Origin of the sequence: Paenibacillus sp. D9 (genome assembly GCF_001188365.1) — a bacterium.
Lineage (GTDB): Bacteria > Bacillota > Bacilli > Paenibacillales > Paenibacillaceae > Paenibacillus_O > Paenibacillus_O humicus.
The window spans coordinates 2226067-2251697 of the sequence record NZ_JZEJ01000001.1; the positions used below are offsets into that span (position 1 = coordinate 2226067).

The following is a 25631-nucleotide window of genomic DNA, read 5'->3' on the forward strand; positions in this document are numbered from 1 at the left end:
AGGGCGTAGTTAAATAGGCCCATAAAGGAGCATCGAGAGCTTGAAATTCTACTGGATCAAGCGAAGCATCCGAACCAAGCTGGCCGTTTTCCTGCTGCTGGCGATCGCGGTTCCGATGCTGGCATCGCTCATCATCACCAATACACGGACAGCGGATTTCGTCGCCAACGACACGGTTCGGCAGAACTCGAGCCTCCTTTATCAGGGCAAGACGAATCTGGCCAACTATTTTCAGTCTTTTTTCCAAACATCTCTCGCTCCTTACTCGGACACTACCCTGTACAGGACGCTTGAAACAGGACGCAGCGATTACCTGGTCGACAATCAGATCTTCGTCAGCCTGCAGCTCATGTCCTCGTCGGTCAAGGAGATTTATCAGGTCTACCTCCACTCGGGCCGAGCGGAACGCGGGTATCTCTTCTCCCGGGGCCAGTACAAGAGGACGGATCAGATCGTAACTGCGCCGGGAACGACGCTGCCTGCCGACATCTCTTACACGATAAAGCCTCTTCATATGAGCAGCAGCTACGGAATCAACTCCACGCCGCTCATCCTGTCCCGGCCCGTCATCACCTTGATCCGCCCGGTCTATCAAATTCCGAGCAGCAAGCAGATGGGAACGCTTGCGCTGGACATCACAACCGAAGTCATCGATTCCATCTGCGCCCAGCTGTACAGCGCCGGCGGCGGCGAGGAGGTGTTCCTGCTCGCGCACGACGGAACCATCATCTATGGCCCCGGCCAATACGGCAAGGGCCTGAAGCTGAAGGAGCCATGGGCCGAACCGATCCTGAAGCTGGCCTCCGCCGGGGAGAGCGGCAACGTGGAGCTGAAGGACTCCCACTCCAAAAGCGTGTTCATTTATGAATCGCTTGAAGCCGGCGATCATGATTGGGTGCTCGTCAAACGCATCCCTCCTTCCGTCCTGCATGGAGCGACCCGTCAGATTACGCAGGCCAATACATGGGTGCTGCTCGGCTCCCTGCTTCTCGTGACGCTGACGGCGCTGTTCGTTTCCTTCTGGATCACCAGGCCGATCAAGCAGCTTACGGGCTACGTCAACCAGATCCAGTCCGGCCGCCTCGAGACCGATATCCATTTGCGCCAGTCGGATGAGATCGGACAGCTGGCCAGGCGCTTCCGGATGATGATGGAGACGATCAACAATCTCGTCCTTCGCGAATATCGGCTCGAGCTGGCGAACAAGACGAATCAGCTCAAGGCGCTCCAGGCACAGGTTCATCCTCATTTCCTGTACAATGCCCTGCAATCGATCGGCACGACGGCGCTGCAGCGCGGAGTCCCTGATCTGTACAAGCTGATCATGCAGCTCGGCAAAATGATGCGCTACTCGATGAATACGGCGGAGGAGTTTGTCTCTATTTCCCAGGAAATCGATCATACCCGGTCTTACCTGGAGCTGCAGCGGCACCGGTTCGGCGACAAGCTGACCTACGAGATTGCCGGCGATCCCGACGCGCAGCAGGCTTCCGTGCCGCGGATGATTATCCAGCCAGTGGTGGAGAATATTTTCAAGCATGCTTTCGATCCCGCCGGAGGCATGGTCCATGTCTCGATCAGCACGACGCTGAAGGACAACTGGATCACCATCGAAATCGCCGACAACGGTCCCGGAATGAATGAAGGCAAGCTGGCCTCCGTCAGGCAGCGGATCAGCCGGGACGGCGAGATCGGAGACGAGTCGGGCAGCCATATCGGACTGGCCAACGTCGCTGCGAGGCTGAGGCTCCACTCCGGCGGAAGAGCCCGCATGGAGCTCGAATCCGGAGCGGCGCCGCTTGGCGGGCTGATGGTCGCGCTGGTCATTCCGGCCGCGGATTGAACAGCGGGCTTCCGCGTTGCCCCTTTATATAGAGACAGGAGAGAATATCATCATGAATATATTGATCGTCGACGACGAAACCCATGCCCGGGAAGCCGTCAAGCTGCTTGTGGAATGGAAGGAGCTTGGCGTTGACCTCATTCTTGAAGCCGACAACGGCGAAGCGGCCAAGCTGCTCGTCGCCGAGCATATGCCCGCGCTTGTCCTGACGGACGTGCATATGCCCATCACGAACGGGCTGCGCTTCATGGAATGGCTGAGCGACCATTATCCCCAGACGAAGATCATCGCCATAAGCGGCTACAACGACTTCGATTATGTACGCAAAACGATGAAGTACGGCGGAATCGACTATATTCTCAAGCCGATCGATCCAGATCAGCTGATGGAAGCTTCCAGGCGCGCGATCGGATCCTGGTGCCAGGAAACGAAGGAAAGGCAGCGCCAAGTCGAGAGCGGAATCGCCATGAACCAGTACAAGCCCGTCTACTGGAGCCACTTGTTCGGCAAGCTGGCCTCGGTGTCGAACGAATCCGAGCCGGCTGCCGCGCAGCTCCGCTCCGAATTCCAGGGCTTTCCGCAGCAAGGGGCTTTCCAGACGGCCGTCTTCAGCCTGTTTCCGGTTCAGGAGAAGCTGCTCAAGCGGTTTCGCGGCGACAAGGAGCTGCTCGAATTCGCCATCATCAACGTATTCAACGATCTGATGCGCAGCGAATGGCAGTGCGGATATGCTTTCCGGTCCCCCAATGCGGCCGATGAAGTGATTGCCCTGTTCTGGGAAGGTCATGATTTCATCGCGGACAGGACGGCCAGGCTTCTCGAAGCCGTGCGAATGACGCTTAAGGCCGATTTGTATGCGGGCATCGGCAGGCTCGTGCCGGAAGCCGAGCAGACCGGATTGTCCGTCCAATCCGCCAGACAGACGCTTCAGCGCCGCAATCTCCTTGCCGCCGGCGTGAGGATTTCCCATGCGGGAACCGTGCAGCCTTCCAACGCTCCGCATTTGACCGATCTGGAGGAGCCGCTCCGCCTCGCTCTGCGGATCCGCAATCCCGCGGAAGCGACCGCCGCCTTGACGGAATGGTTCGGCAAAGTCCGCCGCTCCGGCATCGTCGCGCCTGGAGACCTCGCCCTATGGGAACGGCAGAGCGAAATGGTGTCTACCCGCCTGCTTAAGGAATTCCTGCCGGAAGATGCCGAAGACGAGCAGGCCAAGTCCCGTACAGCTCCCCTGCCGTTCCGTTTCGCCGAAGACGGACGGCTGCTGCTCGACGAGACGGAGAAGGAGTTTCGGCTGCTGCTGCTGGACTGGATGGAAAGCCTGCTCAAAAGAGTCCGCCAGGACCGCAGCATCATCGCCGAGATGATCTCGTATATCGACGGCCATTTGGAGGAAGACTTGTCCTTGCAGACGCTGGCTTCCCGCTTCTTTCTCAGCCGCGAGCATGTAAGCCGCCGCTTCCGCCAGGAAACGGGGCAGACGCTCAGCGATTATGTGGAGAAGCTGCGGATGGACAAGGCCGGCCGGCTGCTGCTGGGATCTTCCCTCAAGATTGCGGAGATCTCGAGCCAAGTCGGATACTCCGACGAGAAATATTTCAGCAAGGTATTCAAGAAGCATTCGGGCTGCTCTCCAGGTCAATACCGCAAAGAGGATTGACACAGGTTGTTCACAAATAGAACCGTTTTCTTTTTCCAGCAGGTTGGGTATAATGAAATCAATTCGTTCGGAGGTGCTACATATGTCCGTTCCATTCATCGTGGTTCTTGTCGTGTCCCTGCTGTTCCTGACGGCCATGTTCACAGCCGCCTACAACGACGACAAAACCAAGGGACTATAATCCCATCCGATGACGCTGATCGTCAGACAAGCCCCGGCATGTTATCATGCCGGGGCTTATTCGTCGTTTCCGTTCAGTGGCCGAGTACGGGATGGGGAATGTAAGGCTCCTCGAGCTGGGCCGTCTCCTCCGGCGTCAGCTTCAGCTGCAGCGCTGCGACGGCGTCCTCCAGATGATGCGGCTTGGTCGCTCCGATGATCGGCGCCGTCACGGCGGATTTGCCGAGCACCCACGCCAGCGCAGCCTGCGCCCGCGGCACGCTGCGCGACGCCGCGACTTGCCCGACCCTCTCGACGATGACCCGGTCCGAATTCTCCGAGGAGGCATACAGCCGCGGAATGAGCAGGTCGCTTTCAAAGCGATCGCTGGATTGGTCCCAGCCGCGGGTGAGGCGTCCCCGGGCCAGCGGGCTCCAGGGGATGACGCCGACGCCAAGCTCCTCGCACAGAGGCAGCATCTCGCGTTCTTCTTCCCGGTAGAGCAGGTTCAGGTGGTTCTGCATGCTGACGAACTTCGTCCATCCTCCCCGCTCCGCCGCATGCTGGGCTTGCAGGAACTGCCAGGCATACATGGATGAAGCGCCGATGTACCGCGCTTTCCCCGCTTTCACGACATCATGGAGTGCTTCCATCGTTTCTTCGATCGGGGTTCCCGGATCCCAGCGGTGAATCTGGTACAGGTCGACATAGTCGGTGCCCAGCCTGCGCAGGCTGTTGTCGATCTCCGACAGGATCGCCTTGCGGGACAAGCCGCCGCCATTCGGGCCTGGTCGCGTGGGGAAATACACTTTGGTCGCGATCACGACATCGTCTCGGCGCGCAAGATCCTTGAGGGCTCTGCCTACGATCTCTTCGCTCGTGCCGTCGGAATAGCTGTTGGCGGTGTCAAAAAAATTGATGCCGAGCTCAAGCGCTCTCCGGATGAACGGCCGGCTTGCCTGCTCGTCCAGCGTCCATGGGTGGGAGCCTCGATCCGGAATTCCATAACTCATGCATCCCAGACATAACCGGGATACTTCCAGTCCGGTCTTGCCCAGCCTCGTATATTCCATTTGCATTTGGACCTTCCTCCTGTCGCTCCGGCCTGTAAGCAGGCTGCCGGAATGTCCCTATCATACTGAATATTCAGGAAATTTCAACCATTATTCATCCTTCCTCCGGCACCCAATGAACGAACGGCTAGACCGCAAAAACAAAAAAAGCCCCGGAGCATGGCCTTATGGCCTTGCTTCCGAAGCTGCCTGCACCAGATCGGCCCCGATATCGGGCTTCTCTGCCATCATTTCACGATCAGCGGCGCAGATGCTGCATCTGGCCCATGCATTCCGAGCACAAATAACGTTCCTTGAAATCAGTCACTTGCTCCATCGATCCGCAGAAGACGCAGCGCGGACGATATCGCTCCAAAATGATGTGATCCCCTTGAACGAGGATTTCCACAGGATCTCCTTCGTTCATCTGGTAACGCTTGCGCAGGGATTTGGGCAGCACTATGCGGCCCAATTGGTCGACCTTTCGTACGACTCCAGCCGGTTTCATCGGTTGTATCCGCTCCTTATGTCTGAATTATCTAGTCACAACCAACCCTTCGGCTTGCAAATCATGCAACAGGGCGTATGGATGTCCTTTTCTCCTACCATTCTCCATGGGAGGAAGCAAATCCTTCCTCTGTTCATAGTTGCTTAATATTCTCCAACTTTTGGACAGAACGCCAAATATTCAAGCCATGCCGGGAAAGTCCGATTGCCTGAGCGCCTCGTACAGGACGATCGCCGCAGAATTGGACAGATTGAGCGAACGGACGCTGCCTGTCATCGGCATGCGGATCGCCGTATCCAGGTTGGCTGCGACAAGCTCGGGAGGCAGCCCTTTGGTTTCCTTTCCAAATACGAGCAAGTCTCCGTCCCGATAGTCCATCTGATCGTAGCGTTTGGATGCCTTGGTGCTGGCGTAGAAAAACCTGCCTTCCGGAAAAGCATCCTTCACTTCCTGAAAGGAATCGTAATAATGGACCTGGACGGCATGCCAATAGTCCAGGCCGGCTCTCTTGAGCGTCCGGTCGTCGGTATTGAAGCCGAGCGGGCGGACAAGATGCAGATGCGCTCCGGTGGCCGCGCAGGTTCTGGCGATATTGCCGGTGTTGGCCGGAATCTCCGGCTCCACCAGGACGATATGATAAGACATGGTTTGCGACTTCCTTTCGGTCAAACTTCTGGGTGGACTTTACATTCCTTTTACGCAGCCTTAATTCCTATCTGAAGCTCGGGCAGTATACTGGGGTCAAGATCTGGTAAAAGGAGCCGAACAAGGTGACGAAGAAAAAAGTGCTGGTCGTTGACGATGAACCATCCATCTCGATGCTGCTAGAATTCAATCTCAACCTTGCAGGTTATGAAGTGCGGTCCGTCCACGACGGAATGGCTGTATTCGACATGCTGAAGCCTTTCCGCCCGGACCTCATCGTGCTCGACCTGATGCTTCCCAAGATGGACGGCATCGAGGTATGCCGGGAATTGCGCCGGCGCGGCAATGCCGTTCCGATCGTCATGCTTACCGCCATGCAGGATGTATCCGACCGCATCGCGGGATTGGACAACGGCGCGGACGATTATATGACCAAACCGTTCAGCCCCCAGGAGCTCGTCTCCCGGATCGGCGCGATTTTCAGACGAATGCAAGGTTATCCCGGCATCCATGCCGAAGTCAGCTACGAAGTCGGACCGCTGCAGGTTGATCTCGCCAAGCGCGAGGTCCATCTGAACGGCGAGCAGGTTGAGCTTACGCCCAAGGAGTTCGAGCTGCTCGTCTTCCTCTGCCGCCATCGCGGCAAGGTGCTGAGCCGGCAGCAGCTCCTGCAGGGGGTATGGGATTACCACTTCCTCGGCGATACTCGGATCGTCGACGTCCATATCAGCCATCTCCGGGACAAGATCGAACAAAGCGCCCGGTCTCCCGAGTATATTATGACGGTCCGCAATGTTGGATACAAGCTTACCGGCCCTTCCCCCAAGGACCAGACAGCGGCAATGGCCTGAATTCGCCCTTCATGAATTTCCTTCATGAATTTCCTTCATCACCGCCTGCCGTTAGTTAACGCAAGAGCCCTTGCCTCAAGAGGCAAGGGCTCTTCCTATGTCCGCTCTGCTCAGCCGTTCTTCCTCTGGAACTCCGTCATGAACTCGGCGAGCGCCTTGCAGCTCTCCAGCGGCACGGCGTTGTAGGCGGAGGCGCGCAGGCCGCCGACGTCTCTGTGGCCCTTAAGCCCGACGAATCCTTCCGCCTCCGACTGGCGGACAAATTCCTTGTCCAGCTCATCGGACTGCAGGCGGAACGTGATGTTCATCAGCGATCGGCTGCCGGTGTCGGCCACGCCGCTGTAGAACCCGCCGCTCTGATCGATGGCATCGTAGATGAGAGCGGCTTTGTCCCTGTTCGTCTGCTCGACGGCGGCCAGGCCGCCCTTGCCCTTGAGCCATTTGAGCACAAGCCCGATCATATAGACCGCGAAGGATGGCGGTGTGTTGTAGAGGGATTTGGACTTGGCATGCGTATCGTAGCGGAACATCGTCGGCAGCGCCGCAGGACTGCCGGCGATCAGATCGTTGCGGGCGATGACGATCGTCGCGCCGGATGGCCCCAGGTTTTTCTGGGCGCCGGCGTAGATCATGCCGAAGCGGCTCATGTCGAGCGGTCTCGACATGATGTCGCTGGACATGTCAGCGATGAGCGGAACCTCCCCCGTATCTGGGAAAAACGGAAGCTGGGTGCCCTCGATCGTTTCATTGGAAGTCAGATGCAGATAAGCCGCGTTGTCAGGCAGGACAATCTCTTCCAGACTCGGCATGCGGGTGAACCTGGAGCCCTCCGAGGTGGCGGCGATCGCCGTCTCGCCGATCAGCTTCGCTTCCTTGATCGCTTTTTTGGCCCAGCTGCCGCTGTTCACGTACGCTCCGACCAATCCCTGATGAAGGAAGTTGAGCGGCACCATCGCGAACTGCGTGCTTGCGCCGCCTTGAAGCAGCATGACGCTGTAGGAATCCGGAATTTGGAGAAGCTCCCGCAGCAGCTGCTCCGCCTCGTCGTTGACGCCCTCGAACAGCTTGCTTCGATGCGACATTTCCATCAAGGACATGCCGGCACCCTTGTAATCGACAAATTCCTCCTGCGCCTGCTGAAGCACTTCAAGCGGCAATGCCGCAGGTCCTGCGTTGAAATTGTAAGCCCTCTTCGTCATGTTCCTTGCACCCCTGTCTCTGTCGCTGGAAAGATACACTCCAATAAAGTTATGGCTATCTTAACAAGATTACCTCTCTCGTTCAAGTGATAATTTCACGAACGCTGCATGATGAAGCATGTAAGATCATTCGTCTTTGAGCAAAAAAAGAAGCTCCCGATAAGGGAGCTTCTGATCTTGAAAGGGATAAGTCCGGATTAGCAGTCGAAATAGAGGCCGTACTCATGCGGATGGACGCGGATAGCGACAGCTTTGGCTTCCTGACGCTTGAAGGCGACATAGTTGTCGATGAAGTCCTGGCTGAAGACGCCGTTTTCGGTAAGGAACCCGGAATCGGCTTCCAGCGCATCCAGAGCTTCTTCCAGGGATCCTGGAACGCTGCGGATTTCTTTTTTGTCTTCGTCGGACAACTCGTAGATGTTCTTGTCGTAAGGACCGAATCCGAGTGCGGTCGGATCGATTTTGCGCTTCACGCCGTCCAGTCCTGCAAGCAGCATCGCCGCGAAGGACAGGTACGGGTTCGCCGTGGAATCCGGCGTACGGAACTCGATGCGGCAGCCCTTAGGCGTAACGGCTGCAACCGGAATACGGACGGCAGCGGAACGGTTGCCCTTGGAGAATACCAGGTTGACCGGCGCTTCATAGCCTGGAACGAGGCGTTTGAAGGAGTTCGTGCTCGGGTTGGTCAGCGCGATCAGCGCCGGAGCGTGATGCAGAATGCCGCCGATGTAATGCAGCGCCATTTCGCTCAGGTTGCCGTAGCCGCCTTTTTCGTAGAACAGCGGCGAATCGCCGTTGAAGATCGATTGGTGGACGTGCATGCCGCTGCCGTTGTCTCCGAAGAGCGGTTTCGGCATGAACGTAGCCACTTTGCCGTACTGGCGGGCTGTGTTGTGCACGATGTATTTGTAGAGCAGGAGATTGTCGGCCGTCTTGGTCAGCGTATCGAAGCGGAAGTTGATCTCCGCTTGGCCGGCCGTAGCCACCTCATGGTGATGGCGCTCGACGCGGAGTCCCGCTTCCTGCATCAGGCGGACCATCTCGCTGCGGAGGTCTTGCTGGGAATCGACAGGGGCAACCGGCACGTAGCCGCCTTTGACGCCTACTTTGAACGCCAGGTTGCCGCCCTCTTCCTTGCGGTTCGTGTTCCAGGCCGCTTCTTCGGAATCGACGAAGTAGGAGGAAGAGTTCATCGAGCTTTCGTAACGCACGTCGTCAAAGACGAAGAACTCGGACTCAGGGGCAAAAAATGCTGTCGTGCCGACGCCGGAGGATTGGAGGAATTCCTCTGCCTTCTGGGCGATGCTCCGCGGGTCGCGGTCGTAGCGTTCGCCATCCGGTGTGAAGATATTGCACATAACGTTCAAAGTCGGGTGATCGGTGAATGGATCCAGGAACACCGAACCGGTATCCGGCATCATGACCATGTCAGATTCTTCGATGCCGCGGAAGCCAGGGATCGAGGAACCGTCAAATGCGACGCCGTTCACGAACGTGTCACCGTCAACTTCCGTCGCAGGAAGAGTGATGTGGTGAGCACGGCCGGAAAGATCCACGAACCGGAAATCGACAAACTGGATGTTATTTTCTTTGATTTTGTCCAATACGCTTTGAACTGACATGTAAAATTTCCTCCATTTCCGAACGTTAGCATTAGTTAAGACCGAGATTGTTCAACTTTGGCTCTAAACCTTGAAGTAATTATAAAACCGTTGCTTTAAAGCGTCAATAGGTATGTCAGGTATTTTTGGAACAAGTGTAAGCAATACTCACAACATTTATACAATATTCACATTCTGCGGACGCTCTCAACGCAAACATCCGTAATCCCTTGACGTAAAAGGGTTTACGGATGTATTACGAACAATATCGATATTAGCAGGAGCTGTCGAAATTCAGCGTCGTGAATATTTATGCGGAAGCGCTTTCTTTATCTCTCTTCCCGGAAGCCGTTTCTACTTCTGCCAGACCGCAAATTGCTCCGCTTCCGCCTTGCTCGTGTCAAAATTCTTGCCGACGATCGGCGCGAGCTTCTCCAAATCCTTGAGCAGGCGGGCGAATTGATCCGGGAACAGCGACTGGACGCCGTCTCCCGTCATGGAATTGTCGGGATCCGTATGCATTTCAATGATGAGCCCGTTGGCGCCGGCTGCGACGGAAGCTTTGGCCATCGGCTCCACCAGCTCGCGGCGTCCCGTTCCATGGCTCGGATCCGAGATGACCGGCAGATGGCTGAGCCCTTGCAGCACCGGAATCGCCGACAGATCGAGCGTATTGCGGGTGTATGTCTCGAACGTGCGGATTCCCCGCTCGCAAAGCATCACATTGGGATTGCCCCCTGCCAGGATGTATTCCGCCGCGTTGAGGAATTCATCGTATGTGGAGCTGAAGCCGCGCTTGAGCAGCACCGGCGTCCGGATCGTGCCGAGCTTGCGCAGAAGATCGAAGTTCTGCATGTTGCGGGTGCCGACCTGCAGAATATCGGCATGCTCCGCGCAGATGTCGACGTATTCAGGAGTCATCACTTCCGTAATCGTGAGGAGGCCGTGGCGCCGTCCCGCATCCGCCATCATCTCCAGTCCTTCCACGCCGACGCCCTGGAAGCTGTACGGGCCGGTTCGCGGCTTGAAGGCGCCGCCGCGCAGCACTTGGCCGCCGGCCGCCTTGACGAGACGGGCGATCTCGTCGATCTGCTCCGGAGTCTCAACGGCGCAAGGACCGCCCATGATGACAAGATTGCTGCCGCCGATCTTGACTCCCTTGATGTCGATGATCGTATCGTCGGGGTGGAAGTCGCGGCTGGCCAGCTTGTAGGACTTGGAGATCTTGATGACATTCTCCACGCCCTTCATCTGGCGCAGATGCTCCGCCAGGGCCGGCTCCGCCTTGCCGATAATGCCGATGACGGTCCGGTCGATACCGCGGGAGACATGGGCCTGCACGCCCGCACGCTCGATATGGGATACGATTTCCTGTATGCGCTCTTCGTTAATGGATGATTGGGTAATGACGATCACAATAAACACGCTCCGTTCCGCTTTCGCGCTTGTTCGCTTTTAAGCTTTTATGCTTTTATTCAATAAAGTAACTATACAAGGTTGCTCCGCCTACGTCAAGGTCCGTTTCCACAAGATATGCTCCCCGAGATGCTTTGATGCATAAAAAGGCCGGCCGATATCGACCGGCCAGCCTATTTCCTATCATTCCCATGAATCGAAGATAGGACGAACTCAAGATATGGAGCCGGTGTCGCAGCTTTCATCCTTCATGTTTGCGCAGAAGCGCAGCTCTGCTCTTGAGCGGCCGTCAGCGGCCCGTTGAGCTTCTCCGGCTCATTCCGACAGCCGGCGCACCCGGGTGGGAGAAGGCTTCGGGCCTCCTGGGTCCGGATGCTCCTCCGCCGCCTTCGCCGAAGACCGGGCGAGCTCTTGCTTCCCGCAGAATATAGAGCGGCCGCCCCTTGGCCTCCTCATAGATCCGCCCCACATACTCGCCGAGAACGCCAAGCATGGCAAGCACGAAGCCGTTGAACAGGAGCATGACCGCCATCATCGACGCCCAGCCCTTCATCGTGCCGGAGGTGAACAACGCCTGCCATAGAACGACGAGCAGATAGAAGAATCCCGTCGCCGACAGCAGCGCTCCCGCGTAACCCGCAATCTTCAGCGGCTTGGTCGAGAAGGAAGTAATCCCGTCCAGGCACAGCTTCACCATCCGCTTCAGCGGATATTTCGTCTCCCCGGCGAATCTCTCGTCGCGCTCGTACTCCAGCGCAGTCTGGCGGAAGCCGACCCAGCTGACAAGCCCTCGGACGAAGCGGCTGCTCTCGTGCAGGCGCTTCATCTGCTCCAGCACCTGGCGGTCCATCAGTCGGAAATCTCCGGTGTCGACCGGAATCGATATATCCGTCGATGCCCGCAGAACACGGTAGAACAGACTGGCGGACCACTTTTTGAACGCGGTCTCTCCGCTTCTGCTGACGCGCTTGGCATACACGACGTCGTAGCCTTCCCGCCACTTCTCCAGCATCGGGACAATCAGCTCGGGCGGATCCTGCAGATCCGCATCGATGATGACGACCGCCTCTCCGGCGGCATGGTCCATGCCGGCCGTGATCGCGATCTGATGGCCGAAGTTGCGCGAGAAATCAAGCAGCCGCACGGCGGAATCCTTGCGGGACCAATCCTCGATCATCGCCCCGGAAAGGTCGCGGCTGCCGTCGTTGACGAAGATCAGCTCGTAGCGGCAGCCGATGCCCTCCATCACGCTTTTCAGACGAAGATAGGTTTCCGGCAGCACCTCTTCTTCGTTGTACACGGGGATGACAACCGATACTTGAACCTGGCTCATGTTCCATGCCTCCCTAATCCAGAGTCACTTCGTATAGAACGGCGCTTCCGCGTCCAGGTCCGGCGCTGCCGGATGTCTCTCCCTCCGGACTTGCCGCCGGGGAACCGCCGTACTCGCTTGCGTCAACGGCCTTGCCATGCTCTTCGATCCAGGCATTGAGGTCGCTGCCGCCATCACGGCCGCCTGCTCCGCCCGATCCTCCGACGAGGAAATACTTCAGTTTGCCCGACTTCACCAGCTGCTCCAGCTTGGCGGAGTCATAGACCGGATCCGAGTTCTGGAAGCCGTGCAGGATGACGACCTTCTGCTTGGCCTCCACGATATAAGGAGCGGCTGTCCCGTAATCGGACACGGCGAGCAAATAATCGGTCGTCTGGTTTTGCTTCAAATAAGCGAGCAGCCCTTCGTTCAAGCTCTCGCTTCCTCCCTTGCCGCCGGCTCCTCCCGGCATGCCCTGGAAGCCCCCGGTTTGACCCGGGAATCCTCCTCCGGCTCCTTGGAAGCCGGAGAAGCCCTCGCTCCCGCCGTCTCCCGCCGAACCGGGCTGGCCTTGCAAGCCTCCTTGCATTCCCGGCTGCCCGGAAGCATTCGGCCGTCCGCCTCGCTCCGATGCATTCGGCCATCCGCCCTGTCCTCCGTTCATCGCTTCCCATTGCCCGCCGGTCCTGGACCCGGCTGCGGCAAATCCGCCCCTTCCGCCTCCCATGCTGTTCTTGCCGTCGGGGCCGGCTGCGGGGATCATCGAGTTCTGGCCGTACACGATCGGAGTCGCCGACCAGTAGGCGGGACCGATCAGCAGCACCGCGGCAGCCGCGGCGGCGGTCCATCGGACCGCAGCGCTGTTGTCGCGCGAATTCAGGACGGCGAGGATGAGCGCGGCGAGCAGTCCAAGCCCCGCGACGGCGAGCGACCAGCCTACGCCGATCGTGCTCTCGTAAGGACGCAGGATGTACCATTGGAACATCGAGGTCGCCGCGACGGCACCCGGCAGCAGATAGATCTGCCAGCCTCTTCCTTGGCGGTATTTCGCCCACATCTCGCTCCAGCCCGCCCCGAACAAAGCCGCTGCCGGAGGAGCGAGCATGATGAGGTAATAGGAGTGGAAGAAGCCGGCGATGCTGAAAAATCCGCCGACGGGAATAAGCCAGGCCAGCCAGAACAGCGTTTCCTTGTGCTTTTCCGTCATGGATTTCCGTCTCCATGTAGAGAGCAGCGCGACTGCCGCAATCAGGGCAAACGGCAGCAGCCAGCTCGCTTGGCCGGAGAGAGCCTGCTGGAACAAGCGGAGCGGCCCCTTCTCCCCGGTGCCGAACATGCCGCCAGCCCGGCCTCCATTGCCGCCGAAGCCTCCGGGAATGCCCGCCGCTCCTCCGGCCCGCTCGAAACGGCCGGAGCCGTCCCGCTGGCTTTGTCCGTCCGCGCCGTTGCGATCGCTTTGAGGCGGGCCGTCCTGTCCGGTCACTCCGGTTCCGTTTGGCGCTTGTCCGTCCTGCCCGGCGCCGCCTTCATTTCCCGGCAGCATTCCACCCTGGCCCTGGCTGCCTTCAGGCAGCGCGCCGTCCGGAGCCATTGCTCCCGGGAATCCTCCGGCTCCGCCCTGGCCTCCGGGGCTGCGGTCTCCCGTCAGCCGCGAAACGCCGTTGTAGCCGAAAGCGAGCTGCAGCACCGAATTGTCTGTGCTGCTCCCTATATAGGGCCGCTTGTCGGCCGGCACGGAATCTACGATTGCCGCCCAGGATACGGATACGGCCAGCATGAGAACCGTCGCTCCAGCCAGCACCGTCAGCTTCTTTTTCCAAGGGAAGCGTACCGCCAGCAGATAGAGCAGATAAAAAGCCGGCAGGACCATGTACGCCTGGAGCATCTTCATGTTGAATGCCGCTCCGATCAGGGCGAAGGAAGCCAGCAGGCTGCCCGTCCGCTGCCCTCGTACTCCTCGCAGCAGAAACCAAGCCGCCAGCAGGAGCGTGAAGACGAGCATCGCGTCGATATTGTTCGTTCTCGCCACCGCGACGCCGACCGGCGCGAGCGCCATCCCGAAGGCTGCGATGCGCGCGGCGGCGAGTCCGAAGGAAGGCTTCACGAGCAGGTAGACGAGCAGCACCGAGCCGATTCCAGCCAGCGCTTGCGGCAAAATGACGCTCCAGCCATGCAAGCCGAATACATACGCGAACGCCGTCTGGATCCAGAAGGCAAGCGGGGGTTTGTCCACCGTCACCGAGCCGGCGGAGTCCAGCGAGCCGTAGAAGAAGTTATGCCAGCTCTGCAGCATGCTGCCTACCGCAGTCGTGTAATACGTATTGGCGTAGGTTTCCTTCCCTATCCCGTACAGGTTCAAAAAAGCGGACGCCAGCATGGCGGCGGCCAGCACCAGATCCAGCCGCCTGCCGGATCCTGCCCTCTCCCTGATCTTCATCTCTATCTCCACTCCTCTATCGGGTCATGGGCTCATTGTAAGTCGCCAAAATGAACCTTAAATGAACGACCTTCCCGATCGTAGAAATAGAACGAAACTGGGCGGACAGAAAAAAGCGCTTCTTCTATGTAATAGAAGAAACGCTTGAAATCTGCCGTATGGGGTAATGAATCATTCCGATACCGTACGGGTCGGCGGGAGAACCCGGCGCAGCCTGCGCTTCTCCTTGCGCCGCGCCGCATAATACCGCAGCAGGGCACGGACGGGGAAGAACAGCAGGGCGCCCAGCCAAATGCCGTCGATGACGCCGCCTACAATCAGCTTGAAGTTGAGAAGCAGGAACCGGTTGACCTCCGCCCCGACAAACGGAATGTCGAACACGAGATGTGTCGGGAGCACCCATCCGCCGACCTTGTTGTGGAGATAAGCGAACGGCAGATAGATGACCTTCCCGATGACGAATCCGATCAGAGCCCCCGCGAGGCTGCCGCGCAGCATATAGATCAGAGGGAAGATCAGGAAAAATGCCAGCCCGTACGTGGGCAGCGTGAACATTTCACAGAACAAGCCGATCGAGAAGCCCATCGCCACGAAGGACGGACCGCCAGGAGCCCTCAGCAGCTGTATGAATTTGTACCGGATCCAGCGTCCGATCCGAGCAGACATCGGCCTCGGTTTGGATTTTGCTATATTGCCAGCCATCTTCCTACCCTCTTTATGCGCCCGACTTGGTCTTGATCTTGGGAAGCAGCTTCTTCATGTCGACCGTACGCTTCAATTCCCAGGTGGAAGCATCCTTCTCGTCGTAACGTTCCAGAAAATCGACGACCTCGCGCGTAAGCGGCGTCGGCGTGGAAGCGCCGGATGTCACCGATACGCGCTGCTTGCCTTGCAGCCATTCCAGCTTGAGCTCCGACAAGTCGGCGATCCGATAAGCCGGCACCCCGGATATCTCCTCCGATACCTGGGCAAGACGGTTGGAGTTGTTGCTCCGCGGATCGCCGACGACGATCGTCAGCTCGGCCTGCCCGGCCTGATCGGCCACCGCCTCCTGGCGAACCTGTGTAGCCAGGCAAATCTCGTTGTGGATCTCGGCCGCAGGGTACTTCTCCAGCAGCTTCGCGATGAGATGCCGGATATCCCACTGGGACATCGTCGTCTGATTCGTGATGAGAATCCGGTCTCCGGGTACATCCAGCACCTCGATGTCCGCTTCTCTCTCGATGAGATGCACGAAATCGGGAGCGACCCCGACCGCGCCTTCCGGCTCCGGATGGCCCTTTTTGCCGATATAGATGATATGGTAGCCCTCTGCGGTCTTCTCGGAGATGAGATCATGCGTCTTCGTCACGTCCGGACAGGTCGCATCGACGACCGTCAGCCCCTTCTCCTTGGCGCGGCGCCGCACCTCCGGCGACACTCCGTGCGCGGTGAAGATGACCGTCCCCTTCTCCACCTGCTCGAGAATTTCCAAGCGGTTCTCCCCGTCGAGCGTAATGATGCCTTCTTCCTTGAATGCCTCCGTCACATGGCCGTTGTGAACGATCATGCCCAGAATGTATATAGGACGCGGCAGATCCAGGTTGCGAGCCGTCTGAAGAGCCAGCACCATGGCATCCACGACGCCGTAGCAATAGCCGCGCGGCGAAATCTTGACCACTTCCATCGAAATACCTGCTTTCCCGGCCGGCTTGAACTATCCGGTACGGCCGCACTGTATTCATTATACTCTATTCGACATGCACAGAAAAGGCGATAGGCAGCCAAACCGTAAACGTCGTTCCCGCTCCCGGAATCGTCCGCACCTCGACGGAGCCTTCATGCTCGTCGATGATCCACTTCGCGATGGACAGTCCGAGCCCGGTGCCGCTTGTAATTCCGCGCGATTCGTCTGCGCGGTAGAACCGCTCGAAGATATGGGGAACCTGCTCGGGCTCCATGCCGAGGCCGGTATCCTGGATAATGATGCCTGCCTGGGCGCCGCTGACGACGGCCCTCAGCATGACGCTGCCTTCCGGCGTGTACTTGAACGCGTTCTCGATGAAGATGAAGAGCAGCTGGCGCAAATAATCCTCGTTGCCGAGGACGCCGACTCCCTCCAGGGAAGAAAGATCCCCCGGCTTCCAGCTTGCCGTGCGCGGCAGCATGGAAGCGCGCCGCACGACATCCTCGACGACCGCAGTCAGCTCCACCGGCTTCTTCTCCATGACGAAGCCCGCGTCGGCCCGCGCCAGGGCGAGCAGATCGTTGACGAGCCGGCTCATCCGCCGCGCCTCGTCCCCGATATCCCTCATCGCCTCGCGGGACATTTCCTGGCGCATCGCTTCATGCTCGGAAACCTCGGGGATGCGGTTCGTACCGTCTTCGAGAGCCGGCTTCCAGATTTTTTCGAGCAGATCGATATTGCCGCGGATCGTCGTCAGCGGCGTACGCAGCTCATGGGAGGCGTCGGAGACGAATCGGCGCTGCGCGTCGTAAGCTTCGTCCAGCTCGTTGTAGGCCAGCTCCATGCGTCCTAACATCCCGTTCAGCGTATCGGTCAGCTTGCCAAGCTCGTCGTTCGGACCATTCCAGGCGATGCGCATGCTGAGGTCGGAGCCCTTCTCGATCTGCTCCGCAGCCTGGATGACGATCTCGATCGGGCGCAGCGACTGGCGGGCCATCAGCATCCCGACGGTGAAAGCGACGACGAGGCCGATCAGCGAGGTGAAGACGAGAATCGTGCGGAGCTGCTGCAGCGAATTGTCCTGGACATTAATAAGATACCCCACTTGCAGCAGTCCCACGACCTTGGAGCTCATGTCCACAATCGGCCACTGGTAGACGTAAAAGGGATAGCCATTGACATTGGTTTTGGCGAACCGGGCTTTTTCGGCAACAAGCGCAGGATCCTTCTCAAAGGGAAAAAGAAGATGGTACTGTTCCATTTCCGCAGAAAGCCTGTAGGTTCCCGCACGGTAATCAACAATTTGGATGTAGGACTTTTCCTGCTGCAGAGAGGAAGGCTTCACCCGCAGCTGCCCGGGATCCAAGATGCTGTATTGCTGAATCTGGTTGCTCAAATCCTTCCCTTGGGCTTCCAGCTTGTTCTTCACGTCGGAATAGGCCTTATAGCTCTGGAAAGCATAAACCGTCCCCCCCATGACGATGAGGATGACGGCAAGAATCGCGCTGTAGGTAAGCGTAAGCTTGAATCGGATGGACACTTCTAGCTCACTCCTCCGCGGAGGACGTAACCGGTGCCCCGTACCGTCTGGATCAGGCGGCTGTCCGTACCGGCATCCTCGGTTTTCTGCCGCAGCATGGCGATATAGACTTCCAGCACGTTCGACTCCCCGCTGTAATCGTAGCCCCAGATCTTGTCCATGATGGAGTCGCGGGTAAGGACTCGCTTCGGATTCTGCATGAACAGGTGGAGCAGGTCGAATTCCTTGGCGGTCAGCTCGATGCGGCGTCCGCCGCGCATCGCTTCGCGGGAATCCAGGTCGAGAATGAGATTTTCGAAGGACAGCCGGTTGCCCGGCTCCTCCAGCTTGTCCGGCTTGCGGCGCAGCAGCGCGCGCACCCGCGCGAGCAGCTCCTCGAGCGCGAACGGCTTCACCAGATAATCGTCCGCGCCGAGATCGAGCCCCTTCACGCGGTCATGGATATCGTCCTTGGCGGTCAGCATCAGGATCGGCACGGCGCTGCCGCCTTCCCTGACGCGCCTGCATACTTCCCAGCCGTCCACCTGCGGCATCATGACATCAAGGATCAGCAGCTGCGGATCGGCTCCGAGCAGCGCCTTCAGCCCTTCCAGCCCGTTGCCGGCCGTCGTGACCTCGTATCCCTCGAACGCCAGGCTGCGGCGCAGCATGGATGTAATCTTCTCGTCATCGTCTACCACCACGATATGCGGTCTCATGGCCCAGCTCCCCTCGCTTGCTCGTTGATTCTATCCTACCTCAGCCGGCGGCGAATTGAAAACCGCAGCCGGTCCGTCCCGCTTCCCCGGCGGGGCGGACATAACAGGAGCGCAGGCGTGACTACGCCTGCGCTCCGGAACAACCGGACATTCGCCGTACGGTTATTCGACGTTGTACTTGCTCTTGTCGCCGATCTCGATCGTGATGTCCATCTTCTTGCCGTTGCGGATGACGTTCATCGTCACCTTGTCGCCGACTTTTTTCTTCTGGATGACCGCGATCAGATCTTCCTTCGTTTTGTACTTCGTTCCGTCCATGCCGGTGATGACGTCATACTGCTGCAGGCCCGCCTTGTAGGCCGGAGCATTGAACGTCGTTTCCCGGACGATGGAGCCTTCCGTGCTGCTGAGGCCGAGCTCCTGCTTCATCTGGTCCGTGATGTCAGCCAGCGTCGCGCCGATGAACGGGCTTGGAGCCGAGCTTTGGCCGGCCTTCAGCTGATCCACGACTTCCTTGATCGTGCTCGTCGGAATCGCGAAGCCGATGCCCTGCGAGTCCGCGCTGATGGCGGTATTGATGCCGATGACTTCGCCGTTCATGTTGATCAGCGGACCGCCGGAGTTGCCGGGGTTGATGGAGGCGTCCGTCTGCAGCAGATGCTGGTAGTTCCGAGCGGTGCCGCCGGATTCCGAAGCGACCTGGATCGTACGCTCGCGGGCGCTGAGCACGCCTACCGTAACGGAATGATCGAAGCCGTTCGGGTTGCCGATAGCGACGAGCCAGTCGCCGATGCTGCTGGCTTCGGAATCGCCGAGCGGCAGCGTCGGGAAGTCCTTGCCGTCCTGCGGCTCTACCTTGAGCACGGCGAGATCGAGATCCTTGCGGGCTCCGAGCAGCTTCGCTTCCAGCTCCTTGGTCGTGCCCTGCACCTTGACCTTGATCTGCTGCGCGCCGTCGATGACGTGCTGGTTCGTCAGAATATAGCCGTCCTTCTCGAAGAAGAATCCGGAGCCGAGCCCCGTCTCCTGCAGCTCTCCGCCCTGCTGGCCGCGGCTGCTGCCGCCTCCTCCGAACTGGTCGCCGAAGAACTGGCGGAAGAACGGATCGCTGTCGAGGCCGCCGCCGTAAGAGCTGCTGGCGTTGCTGTAGGTCGTGATCAGGACGACCGCCGGCGAAGCTTTTTCCGATATTTGCGAGATGTTCATCGGACGGGTCGTGTCGGCCGCCGTGGAAACCTTGCTGGCAGCCGCCGTGTTGTCTCCTTGGCCCGATACGACGCCCGAAGAGGTCAGCGCCTGTCCCTTCGTGAACCAGTCGTTCTCATCCGACGCCCACATCAGGCCGCCGACAGCGATTACGCCGGCGAGGAAGGAAACCGCCGCGGTGCGGAAGCCTCCTCCGCGCCGCTTGCCGCCGCTTCCGCCGCCGGTCTGCCATTCGCCCTTGCCTGCATGGGCGGCCGGTACGAACGGGCGCAGCTGGCGGGGAGGCGTCACGACGACCTCGCGCGAATGACCCTCCTGCGGGCGCTCCTCGGAAGCGCCGTAGCTCCCGGAAGGCTGCCCTTCCCGGCGCGGTTCCTGCCGATCCGGCTGTCCTTGGCGGAAGGGGCCGTAAGAATAGTAGTACGAGGAGCCTTCCTGGCGCTCGCCGCCGGAGTTGTCCGGCGAATCCTGTTTTGCGCGCTCCTCGTTTTTCTTGTTCTCTTCGTCCCAGAATCCGTCGAACCGGCCGTTGCCATTGCGATTGTCTTCCATCGAAAATTCCTCCTCGATTCTATGAAATGAGCTCCCTCATCCTCCCCGCGGGAGGCGCCGGACTGCCTGCGGAAGTGGCTTGCCCGCGGCCATGCACGTCCGTGGAACCAGCGTGGAATGGTTATGTGTCTATCTTGCACAATCTACCTTAAAAGAAACTGAAAAAGGGCATAAGACAAAATAAAAAACCTTTGATTCCGCCGGAACGGGTCAAAGGCCTTGCCCAAAAGATAGATTCAGCGGGGAACGTTGAGCTGCTCCTCGGTGTCGCCAAGCACCTGCCTGGCTTTCTCCACCCATTCCGGGGCGACGTCGGCATCCGGGTCGACGGGAGCCTGGAACTGGTCGAACAGCGCGCCTACCGTGCGCATCTTCGCTTCCGGATCGTTGCCTTCCCGGTACAGATGGCGAAGCACGTACGGAGTGGTCAGCTTGATAGAGGCGTCGTTGTCCTCGGTCTGGTCGTCCACGTTGCCGCGCAGCACGTCGAACGGCAAGCGCAGCCATACCTTGTTCTTTTCGTCCAGATTCAAGTCGAAGGATCCGTTGCCGTAATCCCAATTGCCTCCCAGCACGAAGCCCTGCTTATCCAGCACGCGCTTGATCTGTACGAAGTCATGCTCGGTCGATTCCAATGGGGATGCGATCTCAATCATGGATATCTCTCCTTGTCAGCTTCGATATGGTCAGCATTCCCTGCCGGATCGGGCGTTATGTGCCGGAAAACGGCCGGACGGCCGCGTTTTCGTCCCGAACCCTTCCGCATGCCGTGCTTCCGTCCGAATCCAACCGCTGGCCGATCAGGATTTGACCCACCCTTTGCGATGGGCATAGACCGCCAGCTGCGTCCGGTCCTCGACCTCGCATTTCATCAGCAGGTTGCTTACATGTGTCTTAACCGTTTTGATGCTGATATGAAGCTCTTCGGCGATTTCCTTGTTGGCCTGGCCTTCCGCGACGAGAAGCAGCACTTCCTTCTCCCGCTCCGTCAATCCCTCGTCGACGATCTGCGCGGAGCGCTGGCGAAGCCCGCGGGTGAGCGCCTGCGAGACATCCGCCGTCATGACGGGCATGCCCCGCAGCGCGCCGCTGAGCGCATAGATGAGCTCCTCGGAGCTGACGGTCTTGAGCACGTAGCTGACCGCTCCGGCCTCGACGGCCGCGACGACTTTCTCATCCTCCAGGAAGCTGGTCAGAAGCACGACTTTTACGGATGGAAAATTCTCCGTGATGCGGCGCGTCGCCTCTACGCCGTCTATGCCCGGCATCATCAAGTCCATCAGGACGAGATGAGGAAGCTCCTCCATTCCGTCCAGCAGGCGCAGCGCTTCCTCGCCGCTGCCCGCTTCCGCGACCACCTCGAATTTGGGCTCCAGCATCAAATAAGTCCTCAAGCCCGTACGGACCATGTCATGGTCGTCCACGATCATGATCCGGCAGCATTCGGTTCCCGTCATTGTTCTCCCCGCTCCTCTGTTCCGTATTTCGGCAGCGACACGCGGATCCGCGTGCCTCCTCCCGGCTTGCTGATAATGGCCGCATCGCCGCCCAGCTGCATCGCTCGCTCCTGCATCGTCGAGAGGCCGTAGGAGCCCGGGCGGACCTGGTCCGCCCGGAAGCCCTGGCCGTCGTCCTGCAGCACCAAGGTCAGGCTGCTCGGCGTATCCGACAACGACAGCGTGACGCTGCCGGCCCCCGCGTGCTTCACGACGTTGGCCATCGCTTCCTGGACGATCAGGAACAGCTGATGCTCCTTGGCCTCGGAAACCTCTTCCTCCACCCTCCAGTCGAGGACGCCTTGCAGCCCGTTCTGCCTGCAGTAATCCGGGAACCAGCGCGCCAGCGCATCCTCGAGCGAGCGGCCCTCCAGCTCCAGCGGCCGCAGCTGCGCGATAAAACCTCTCATCTGCTTCTGAGCGTGGGAGGACATCGTGATGAGCTGTTTCATGACTTCGCCGGCCCGCTCGGGACTGATCTCGAGCAGCTTGGGCAGGGAAGAGGCCGACATATGAATGGCGAACAGCTGCTGGCTGACGGTATCATGCAGGTCCCGCGCCAGCCGCTTGCGCTCCTCCAGAACGGCTTCTTCATTGGAAGCCGCCTGCTGCAGCACGCGGATCTCGTTCTGCCGCTGCATGACCTGGAGCTTCCTTTCCAGCGTTTCGGCCATGAGGTTGAACTCGTGGTAAGCTCCCGCCAGCGAATATCCTTCCCCCTCCGGCAGACGAGCCGCCAGATTGCCGCTCGCAGCCTGCTTGAGCGCCAGATGCACGGCGTCGATGCGGTTCTGCTGACGCTTGCCGATCCAATATCCGAGGCCGATGCTCACAATCAGGCACAGAAGCGTCCCCGTCAGCCACAGCTGTCCGGGAGACGCTTCGTGCATCCATCCATGCTTGATCCAGTACATGACACACCATGGCACGACCGTGCTGAGCACGAAGAACGATATCAGCTCCAGCCTGCCGCTTCTAAGCAGCTTTACGACCATGTCCCGACCTCACCCAACCTTCGTCACCCGGACATCTCCGATAAATGTGCTGCACACCAGCTTGATCTTGCGTTCCGATTCGCGGAAGCTCGGGCTCTGCGTATCCGAATGCTGGAACATCCCGCCTTCCTTGCGTCCAAGCACCTTGGAATCGCCGATGAAGGCGCTGGATACGACCTGGATGCCGACATCCGAATCGGCGGGAAGGAATACTTTCACATCTCCGATGAAAGAGCTGATCGTAATTTTCGTCTCTCCCATCGGAATGTTCGCGCGAGTCAGATCCAGCACGGTGTCTCCGATGAAATGGGAGATGTTGAGCGGAACGAGATCCCAGTAATCATGGCCCAGATGGATATCCCCGATGAAGTTGGAGCGTGTCTGGGCGTTGGGATCGGTGTTCCACCATTCCGTTCGGCCATGATTGTGCCTGCTGCGTCCATGCCCGTGATGGCGCCGGTGCGCATTCCGGTATTCGCGCCTCGCCTGTTTGAATTCATGCTTGGCCCGCTTCCAGTCCATCGGCTGGCCCGGCTCGGGCGTCCACGCGGATTCCCGCTCATCGTATCTGCCTCCGGCATTGCCGGCCGAGGGCTGAGCGCCGCCGTATGCCGACTGTCCTTTCTTCCCGTCCTTTCCGCCATCTCCCGGCCTTCCGGGTCCTGCTTCCGGATGCAGCGGATCCGGATGCAGCGAATCCGGATGCAGCGGGTCCGGATGCAGCGGAGGAGCCGGGGGAACGGGGCCTTGATAGGAAGTATACGAGGTCCATTCCCCGTCGTCTTCCGGTTCTTCAGGACGCTGCCGCCGGCCGCCGCGCGAGAAAACCATCCTCAGTCCGAACACGATGGCCACGACCGGGAGCAGAAACTGCGCCGCGTCGCCGAACGACCAATACGAAAATCCCATGTTGCGCCCCAGCATCACGAGTCCGAACAGCACCATCGCCGCGCCGGCCCAGAGCGATCCTCCCGAGAACAGCGTGGACAGCCCCATTAAGAGCGGAACAAGCGGCCAATACCGGCTGATGAACCCTCCGATGTCCAGATGCTGGAAGCCGAGCAATCCCATCTGGTGCAGGATGAACAAGCCGCCGACTGCCGTTATGGCCAGTCCTCCGAGGACTCGGCATATATGGGTTTGTTTCATGCGATCGACATCTCCTTGCCGTTGTCATCTGCTTTCGTGTCCTCATTATAACGTGCCGAACTGCATGGAGGTAGAGTCTGACGGTTGATTCCCTTCTCCGTCTGCAGACGGAGGCAAGCACTAAATAAAGGAAACAAAAATAGCCGCTGCCGCGAGCGAAGAGGCGGCAAGCGGCAGCGGAAACAAGGACGGCATTCAAAAACGGCTTTTAATCTAACATGCATATAACATTTATTTCATTCCTAAATGGAAAGAATCTGGATTCACCGTATTCATATCCGCGGAATTGCAGCGATTTAATTACGTAAAGCGTCAAATCAGTGGGGCAAGCTTGCTGTTCGAAATCAAAAAATGACTATTCAATGTCGAATGATTATGTTATGTTTATTAACACGAGATCAGCTTGCGAAAGGAGTCTGCTTCAATGAAACTCCCCCATTTGGACGATATCGATCAACAGATTGTACAGCTGCTCCTAGAGAACGGAAGGATGCCCTACGCCAAGATCGGGGAAACGCTGAGCCTCTCTCGCGTCGCCATCCAGAAGAGAGTCGAATCCCTGCTGGAGAGCGGCGTGCTTGAGCATTTCACGGTCCGCGTCAACGTGGCCAAGCTTGGCCGTACGGTATCCGCCTTCTTCGAGGTCCAGGTCGAGCCGCGCTGCGTCGACACCGTCGGACAGCAGCTGTCGGAGGAGATGCAGGTCGTCAACATCTATCAGATGACCGGCTCCAGCACGCTGCATGTCCACGCCCTGCTGCGGGACGAGAATGAGCTCGAGAAGTTTTTGTACGACAAGCTTTACGTTCTGGAAGGGGTTGTCAATGTTCAGACCCAGCTCATGATCCGCAAGTTCAAATCCGCCAGCGGCCTTGACGTATAAGGCCGGCCGGCGGTTTTTTCATAGCTTGATTTTCTTCGGCTCCTGCACGCCGCCCGCTTTCACCGTTTCATTCAGCCGGTTCAGCATGCGCTGGTCGAGCTTGCCGGAGCCATATCGGATCACCTGCACCGTGACCTGTTTCTTTCCCCACTCCTTGTAGACCTGGCGGGTCGTGTCGAAGTAAAGGTCGATCCGCTTGCCTTTGATCTTGGAGCCGGTGTCCGCTACGACCCCATAGCCGTATCCGGGTATGAAGAGCAGCGTCCCTATCGGAAGCACCTTCGTGTCCGCGGCGATCGTCGACACCTGCCCCCGCTTGACCTTGACGCCTGAACGGGTAATGCCGTAAAGCGGATGTCCGGGCCTTTTGCCGGTCGATTCGATTCCGGCCGTATAACCTGTCGCCAGCACCGAGATGCTCTTGACCGGGGCAAGCCCGTCCTGCTGCGGCTGCTCCGGCGCGGACGAGGCGGCGTCCGGCATCCCAGGCGGTGCGACAGCCGGCAGCGGCGGAGAAGCCGGCTTGTCCGCCGCCTTCGGATCGGGCCGACGTACGCCGGCCCGCTTGGGAACGGGACGTTTTTCAGCATCGGTTCTCTGCTCCAGCTTGCGGAGAGCGGCATCGGACTCCGAATCGGCTATGACCGTCACGCGGCCGGAGTCGAGGACGAGGGCGACAATCGCGGCAACAACGAGAAGATAGATGGATTTTCGGTACAACAAAAAGCCTGTGGGCATAGTCAGTAATCTCCCCTTTAAACGG

The 25631-nt window shown here is 58.9% G+C and carries 22 protein-coding genes; 4 read left to right on the forward strand and 18 right to left on the reverse strand.

The features are described 5' to 3' along the window. Positions 1-40: 40 nt before the first annotated feature. Together VE23_RS10210 and VE23_RS10215 are read left to right on the forward strand one after the other, a co-directional pair. Positions 41-1843 (forward strand): cache domain-containing sensor histidine kinase, encoded by a 1803-nt coding sequence (locus tag VE23_RS10210; protein WP_049867925.1) that lies wholly within the window; start codon positions 41-43, stop codon positions 1841-1843. A gap of 52 nt (positions 1844-1895) precedes the next feature. After that, entirely contained in the window at positions 1896-3503 is a 1608-nt protein-coding gene (locus VE23_RS10215; protein ID WP_048748723.1) for a helix-turn-helix domain-containing protein, read from the forward strand. Positions 3504-3757: 254 nt separating this feature from the next. Here the strand turns inward: VE23_RS10215 and VE23_RS10220 are convergent, their stop codons facing one another. The 3 genes from VE23_RS10220 to trmL all read right to left on the reverse strand — a co-directional run bounded on the left by VE23_RS10220 (position 3758) and on the right by trmL (position 5867). Next, complete coding sequence (locus VE23_RS10220; protein WP_049869689.1) at positions 3758-4735, reverse strand: aldo/keto reductase; 978 nt, start codon at positions 4733-4735, stop codon at positions 3758-3760. A 238-nt stretch (positions 4736-4973) separates the two neighbouring features. Then, a complete protein-coding gene (locus tag VE23_RS25790; protein ID WP_048748722.1) occupies positions 4974-5222 on the reverse strand; it encodes an AbrB/MazE/SpoVT family DNA-binding domain-containing protein in 249 nt (82 codons plus the stop codon). A 180-nt stretch (positions 5223-5402) separates the two neighbouring features. Continuing rightward, positions 5403-5867, reverse strand: coding sequence for a tRNA (uridine(34)/cytosine(34)/5-carboxymethylaminomethyluridine(34)-2'-O)-methyltransferase TrmL (trmL, locus tag VE23_RS10230; RefSeq protein WP_048748721.1), 465 nt, complete (start codon positions 5865-5867; stop codon positions 5403-5405). A 125-nt stretch (positions 5868-5992) separates the two neighbouring features. On the opposite strand from trmL, the gene VE23_RS10235 reads away from it, so the two are divergent. After that, on the forward strand, positions 5993-6718 hold the full coding sequence (locus VE23_RS10235; RefSeq protein WP_021879075.1) for a response regulator transcription factor: 726 nt from the start codon (positions 5993-5995) through the stop codon (positions 6716-6718). 110 nt (positions 6719-6828) lie between these two features. Here the strand turns inward: VE23_RS10235 and serC are convergent, their stop codons facing one another. The 14 genes from serC to liaF form a co-directional block, all read right to left on the reverse strand. Beyond that, on the reverse strand, positions 6829-7917 hold the full coding sequence (serC, locus tag VE23_RS10240) for a 3-phosphoserine/phosphohydroxythreonine transaminase (RefSeq protein ID WP_049867927.1): 1089 nt from the start codon (positions 7915-7917) through the stop codon (positions 6829-6831). A 197-nt stretch (positions 7918-8114) separates the two neighbouring features. Next, positions 8115-9539, reverse strand: a complete 1425-nt coding sequence (glnA, locus tag VE23_RS10245; protein ID WP_048748719.1) for a type I glutamate--ammonia ligase — start codon at positions 9537-9539, stop codon at positions 8115-8117. Positions 9540-9872: 333 nt separating this feature from the next. After that, on the reverse strand, positions 9873-10934 hold the full coding sequence (gene aroF / locus VE23_RS10250; protein WP_048748718.1) for a 3-deoxy-7-phosphoheptulonate synthase: 1062 nt from the start codon (positions 10932-10934) through the stop codon (positions 9873-9875). 289 nt (positions 10935-11223) lie between these two features. After that, the gene (locus VE23_RS10255) at positions 11224-12267 is read right to left on the reverse strand and encodes a glycosyltransferase family 2 protein (RefSeq protein WP_084781389.1); all 1044 of its coding nucleotides are present in this window, start codon (positions 12265-12267) and stop codon (positions 11224-11226) included. A 13-nt stretch (positions 12268-12280) separates the two neighbouring features. Further along, positions 12281-14683 carry an ArnT family glycosyltransferase gene (locus tag VE23_RS10260; RefSeq protein ID WP_049867928.1) on the reverse strand — a complete coding sequence of 801 codons (2403 nt, stop codon included), beginning with the start codon at positions 14681-14683 and terminating at the stop codon, positions 12281-12283. Between the two features lie 171 nt (positions 14684-14854). Further along, a complete protein-coding gene (locus tag VE23_RS10265; protein ID WP_021879082.1) occupies positions 14855-15385 on the reverse strand; it encodes a DUF2062 domain-containing protein in 531 nt (176 codons plus the stop codon). 13 nt (positions 15386-15398) lie between these two features. Then, on the reverse strand, positions 15399-16349 hold the full coding sequence (locus VE23_RS10270) for a 4-hydroxy-3-methylbut-2-enyl diphosphate reductase (RefSeq protein WP_048748716.1): 951 nt from the start codon (positions 16347-16349) through the stop codon (positions 15399-15401). A 64-nt stretch (positions 16350-16413) separates the two neighbouring features. After that, on the reverse strand, positions 16414-17889 hold the full coding sequence (locus VE23_RS10275) for a sensor histidine kinase (RefSeq protein WP_048748715.1): 1476 nt from the start codon (positions 17887-17889) through the stop codon (positions 16414-16416). Between the two features lie 2 nt (positions 17890-17891). Then, entirely contained in the window at positions 17892-18587 is a 696-nt protein-coding gene (locus VE23_RS10280) for a response regulator transcription factor (RefSeq protein ID WP_048748714.1), read from the reverse strand. A 162-nt stretch (positions 18588-18749) separates the two neighbouring features. Then, positions 18750-20345, reverse strand: a complete 1596-nt coding sequence (locus VE23_RS10285; protein WP_049867930.1) for a S1C family serine protease — start codon at positions 20343-20345, stop codon at positions 18750-18752. Between the two features lie 236 nt (positions 20346-20581). Then, complete coding sequence (locus tag VE23_RS10290; RefSeq protein ID WP_048748713.1) at positions 20582-21001, reverse strand: YugN family protein; 420 nt, start codon at positions 20999-21001, stop codon at positions 20582-20584. Positions 21002-21145: 144 nt separating this feature from the next. Further along, entirely contained in the window at positions 21146-21802 is a 657-nt protein-coding gene (locus VE23_RS10295; protein ID WP_048748712.1) for a response regulator, read from the reverse strand. Then, positions 21799-22836, reverse strand: a complete 1038-nt coding sequence (locus VE23_RS10300) for a sensor histidine kinase (RefSeq protein WP_049867932.1) — start codon at positions 22834-22836, stop codon at positions 21799-21801. The genes VE23_RS10295 and VE23_RS10300 overlap by 4 nt, the downstream gene beginning before the upstream one ends. A gap of 9 nt (positions 22837-22845) precedes the next feature. Beyond that, the gene (gene liaF, locus VE23_RS26990; protein WP_049867934.1) at positions 22846-23985 is read right to left on the reverse strand and encodes a cell wall-active antibiotics response protein LiaF; all 1140 of its coding nucleotides are present in this window, start codon (positions 23983-23985) and stop codon (positions 22846-22848) included. Positions 23986-24409: 424 nt separating this feature from the next. On the opposite strand from liaF, the gene VE23_RS10310 reads away from it, so the two are divergent. Next, complete coding sequence (locus VE23_RS10310) at positions 24410-24868, forward strand: Lrp/AsnC family transcriptional regulator (RefSeq protein WP_048748710.1); 459 nt, start codon at positions 24410-24412, stop codon at positions 24866-24868. A gap of 18 nt (positions 24869-24886) precedes the next feature. Here the strand turns inward: VE23_RS10310 and VE23_RS27640 are convergent, their stop codons facing one another. Next, positions 24887-25606, reverse strand: coding sequence for a 3D domain-containing protein (locus VE23_RS27640; protein WP_269745992.1), 720 nt, complete (start codon positions 25604-25606; stop codon positions 24887-24889). Between the last annotated feature and the right edge of the window lie 25 nt (positions 25607-25631).

What these genes read in the sequence shown, in the direction of transcription:
- VE23_RS10215 (WP_048748723.1), top strand. Translation starts at nt 1,896, where the DNA reads ATGAATATATTGATCGTCGACGACGAAACCCATGCCCGGGAAGCCGTC.
- VE23_RS10220 (WP_049869689.1), bottom strand. Translation starts at nt 4,735, where the DNA reads ATGGAATATACGAGGCTGGGCAAGACCGGACTGGAAGTATCCCGGTTA.
- VE23_RS25790 (WP_048748722.1), bottom strand. Translation starts at nt 5,222, where the DNA reads ATGAAACCGGCTGGAGTCGTACGAAAGGTCGACCAATTGGGCCGCATA.
- trmL (WP_048748721.1), bottom strand. Translation starts at nt 5,867, where the DNA reads ATGTCTTATCATATCGTCCTGGTGGAGCCGGAGATTCCGGCCAACACC.
- serC (WP_049867927.1), bottom strand. Translation starts at nt 7,917, where the DNA reads ATGACGAAGAGGGCTTACAATTTCAACGCAGGACCTGCGGCATTGCCG.
- glnA (WP_048748719.1), bottom strand. Translation starts at nt 9,539, where the DNA reads ATGTCAGTTCAAAGCGTATTGGACAAAATCAAAGAAAATAACATCCAG.
- VE23_RS10255 (WP_084781389.1), bottom strand. Translation starts at nt 12,267, where the DNA reads ATGAGCCAGGTTCAAGTATCGGTTGTCATCCCCGTGTACAACGAAGAA.
- VE23_RS10260 (WP_049867928.1), bottom strand. Translation starts at nt 14,683, where the DNA reads ATGAAGATCAGGGAGAGGGCAGGATCCGGCAGGCGGCTGGATCTGGTG.
- VE23_RS10265 (WP_021879082.1), bottom strand. Translation starts at nt 15,385, where the DNA reads ATGGCTGGCAATATAGCAAAATCCAAACCGAGGCCGATGTCTGCTCGG.
- VE23_RS10270 (WP_048748716.1), bottom strand. Translation starts at nt 16,349, where the DNA reads ATGGAAGTGGTCAAGATTTCGCCGCGCGGCTATTGCTACGGCGTCGTG.
- VE23_RS10280 (WP_048748714.1), bottom strand. Translation starts at nt 18,587, where the DNA reads ATGAGACCGCATATCGTGGTGGTAGACGATGACGAGAAGATTACATCC.
- VE23_RS10285 (WP_049867930.1), bottom strand. Translation starts at nt 20,345, where the DNA reads ATGGAAGACAATCGCAATGGCAACGGCCGGTTCGACGGATTCTGGGAC.
- VE23_RS10290 (WP_048748713.1), bottom strand. Translation starts at nt 21,001, where the DNA reads ATGATTGAGATCGCATCCCCATTGGAATCGACCGAGCATGACTTCGTA.
- VE23_RS10295 (WP_048748712.1), bottom strand. Translation starts at nt 21,802, where the DNA reads ATGACGGGAACCGAATGCTGCCGGATCATGATCGTGGACGACCATGAC.
- VE23_RS10300 (WP_049867932.1), bottom strand. Translation starts at nt 22,836, where the DNA reads ATGGTCGTAAAGCTGCTTAGAAGCGGCAGGCTGGAGCTGATATCGTTC.
- liaF (WP_049867934.1), bottom strand. Translation starts at nt 23,985, where the DNA reads ATGAAACAAACCCATATATGCCGAGTCCTCGGAGGACTGGCCATAACG.
- VE23_RS10310 (WP_048748710.1), top strand. Translation starts at nt 24,410, where the DNA reads ATGAAACTCCCCCATTTGGACGATATCGATCAACAGATTGTACAGCTG.
- VE23_RS27640 (WP_269745992.1), bottom strand. Translation starts at nt 25,606, where the DNA reads ATGCCCACAGGCTTTTTGTTGTACCGAAAATCCATCTATCTTCTCGTT.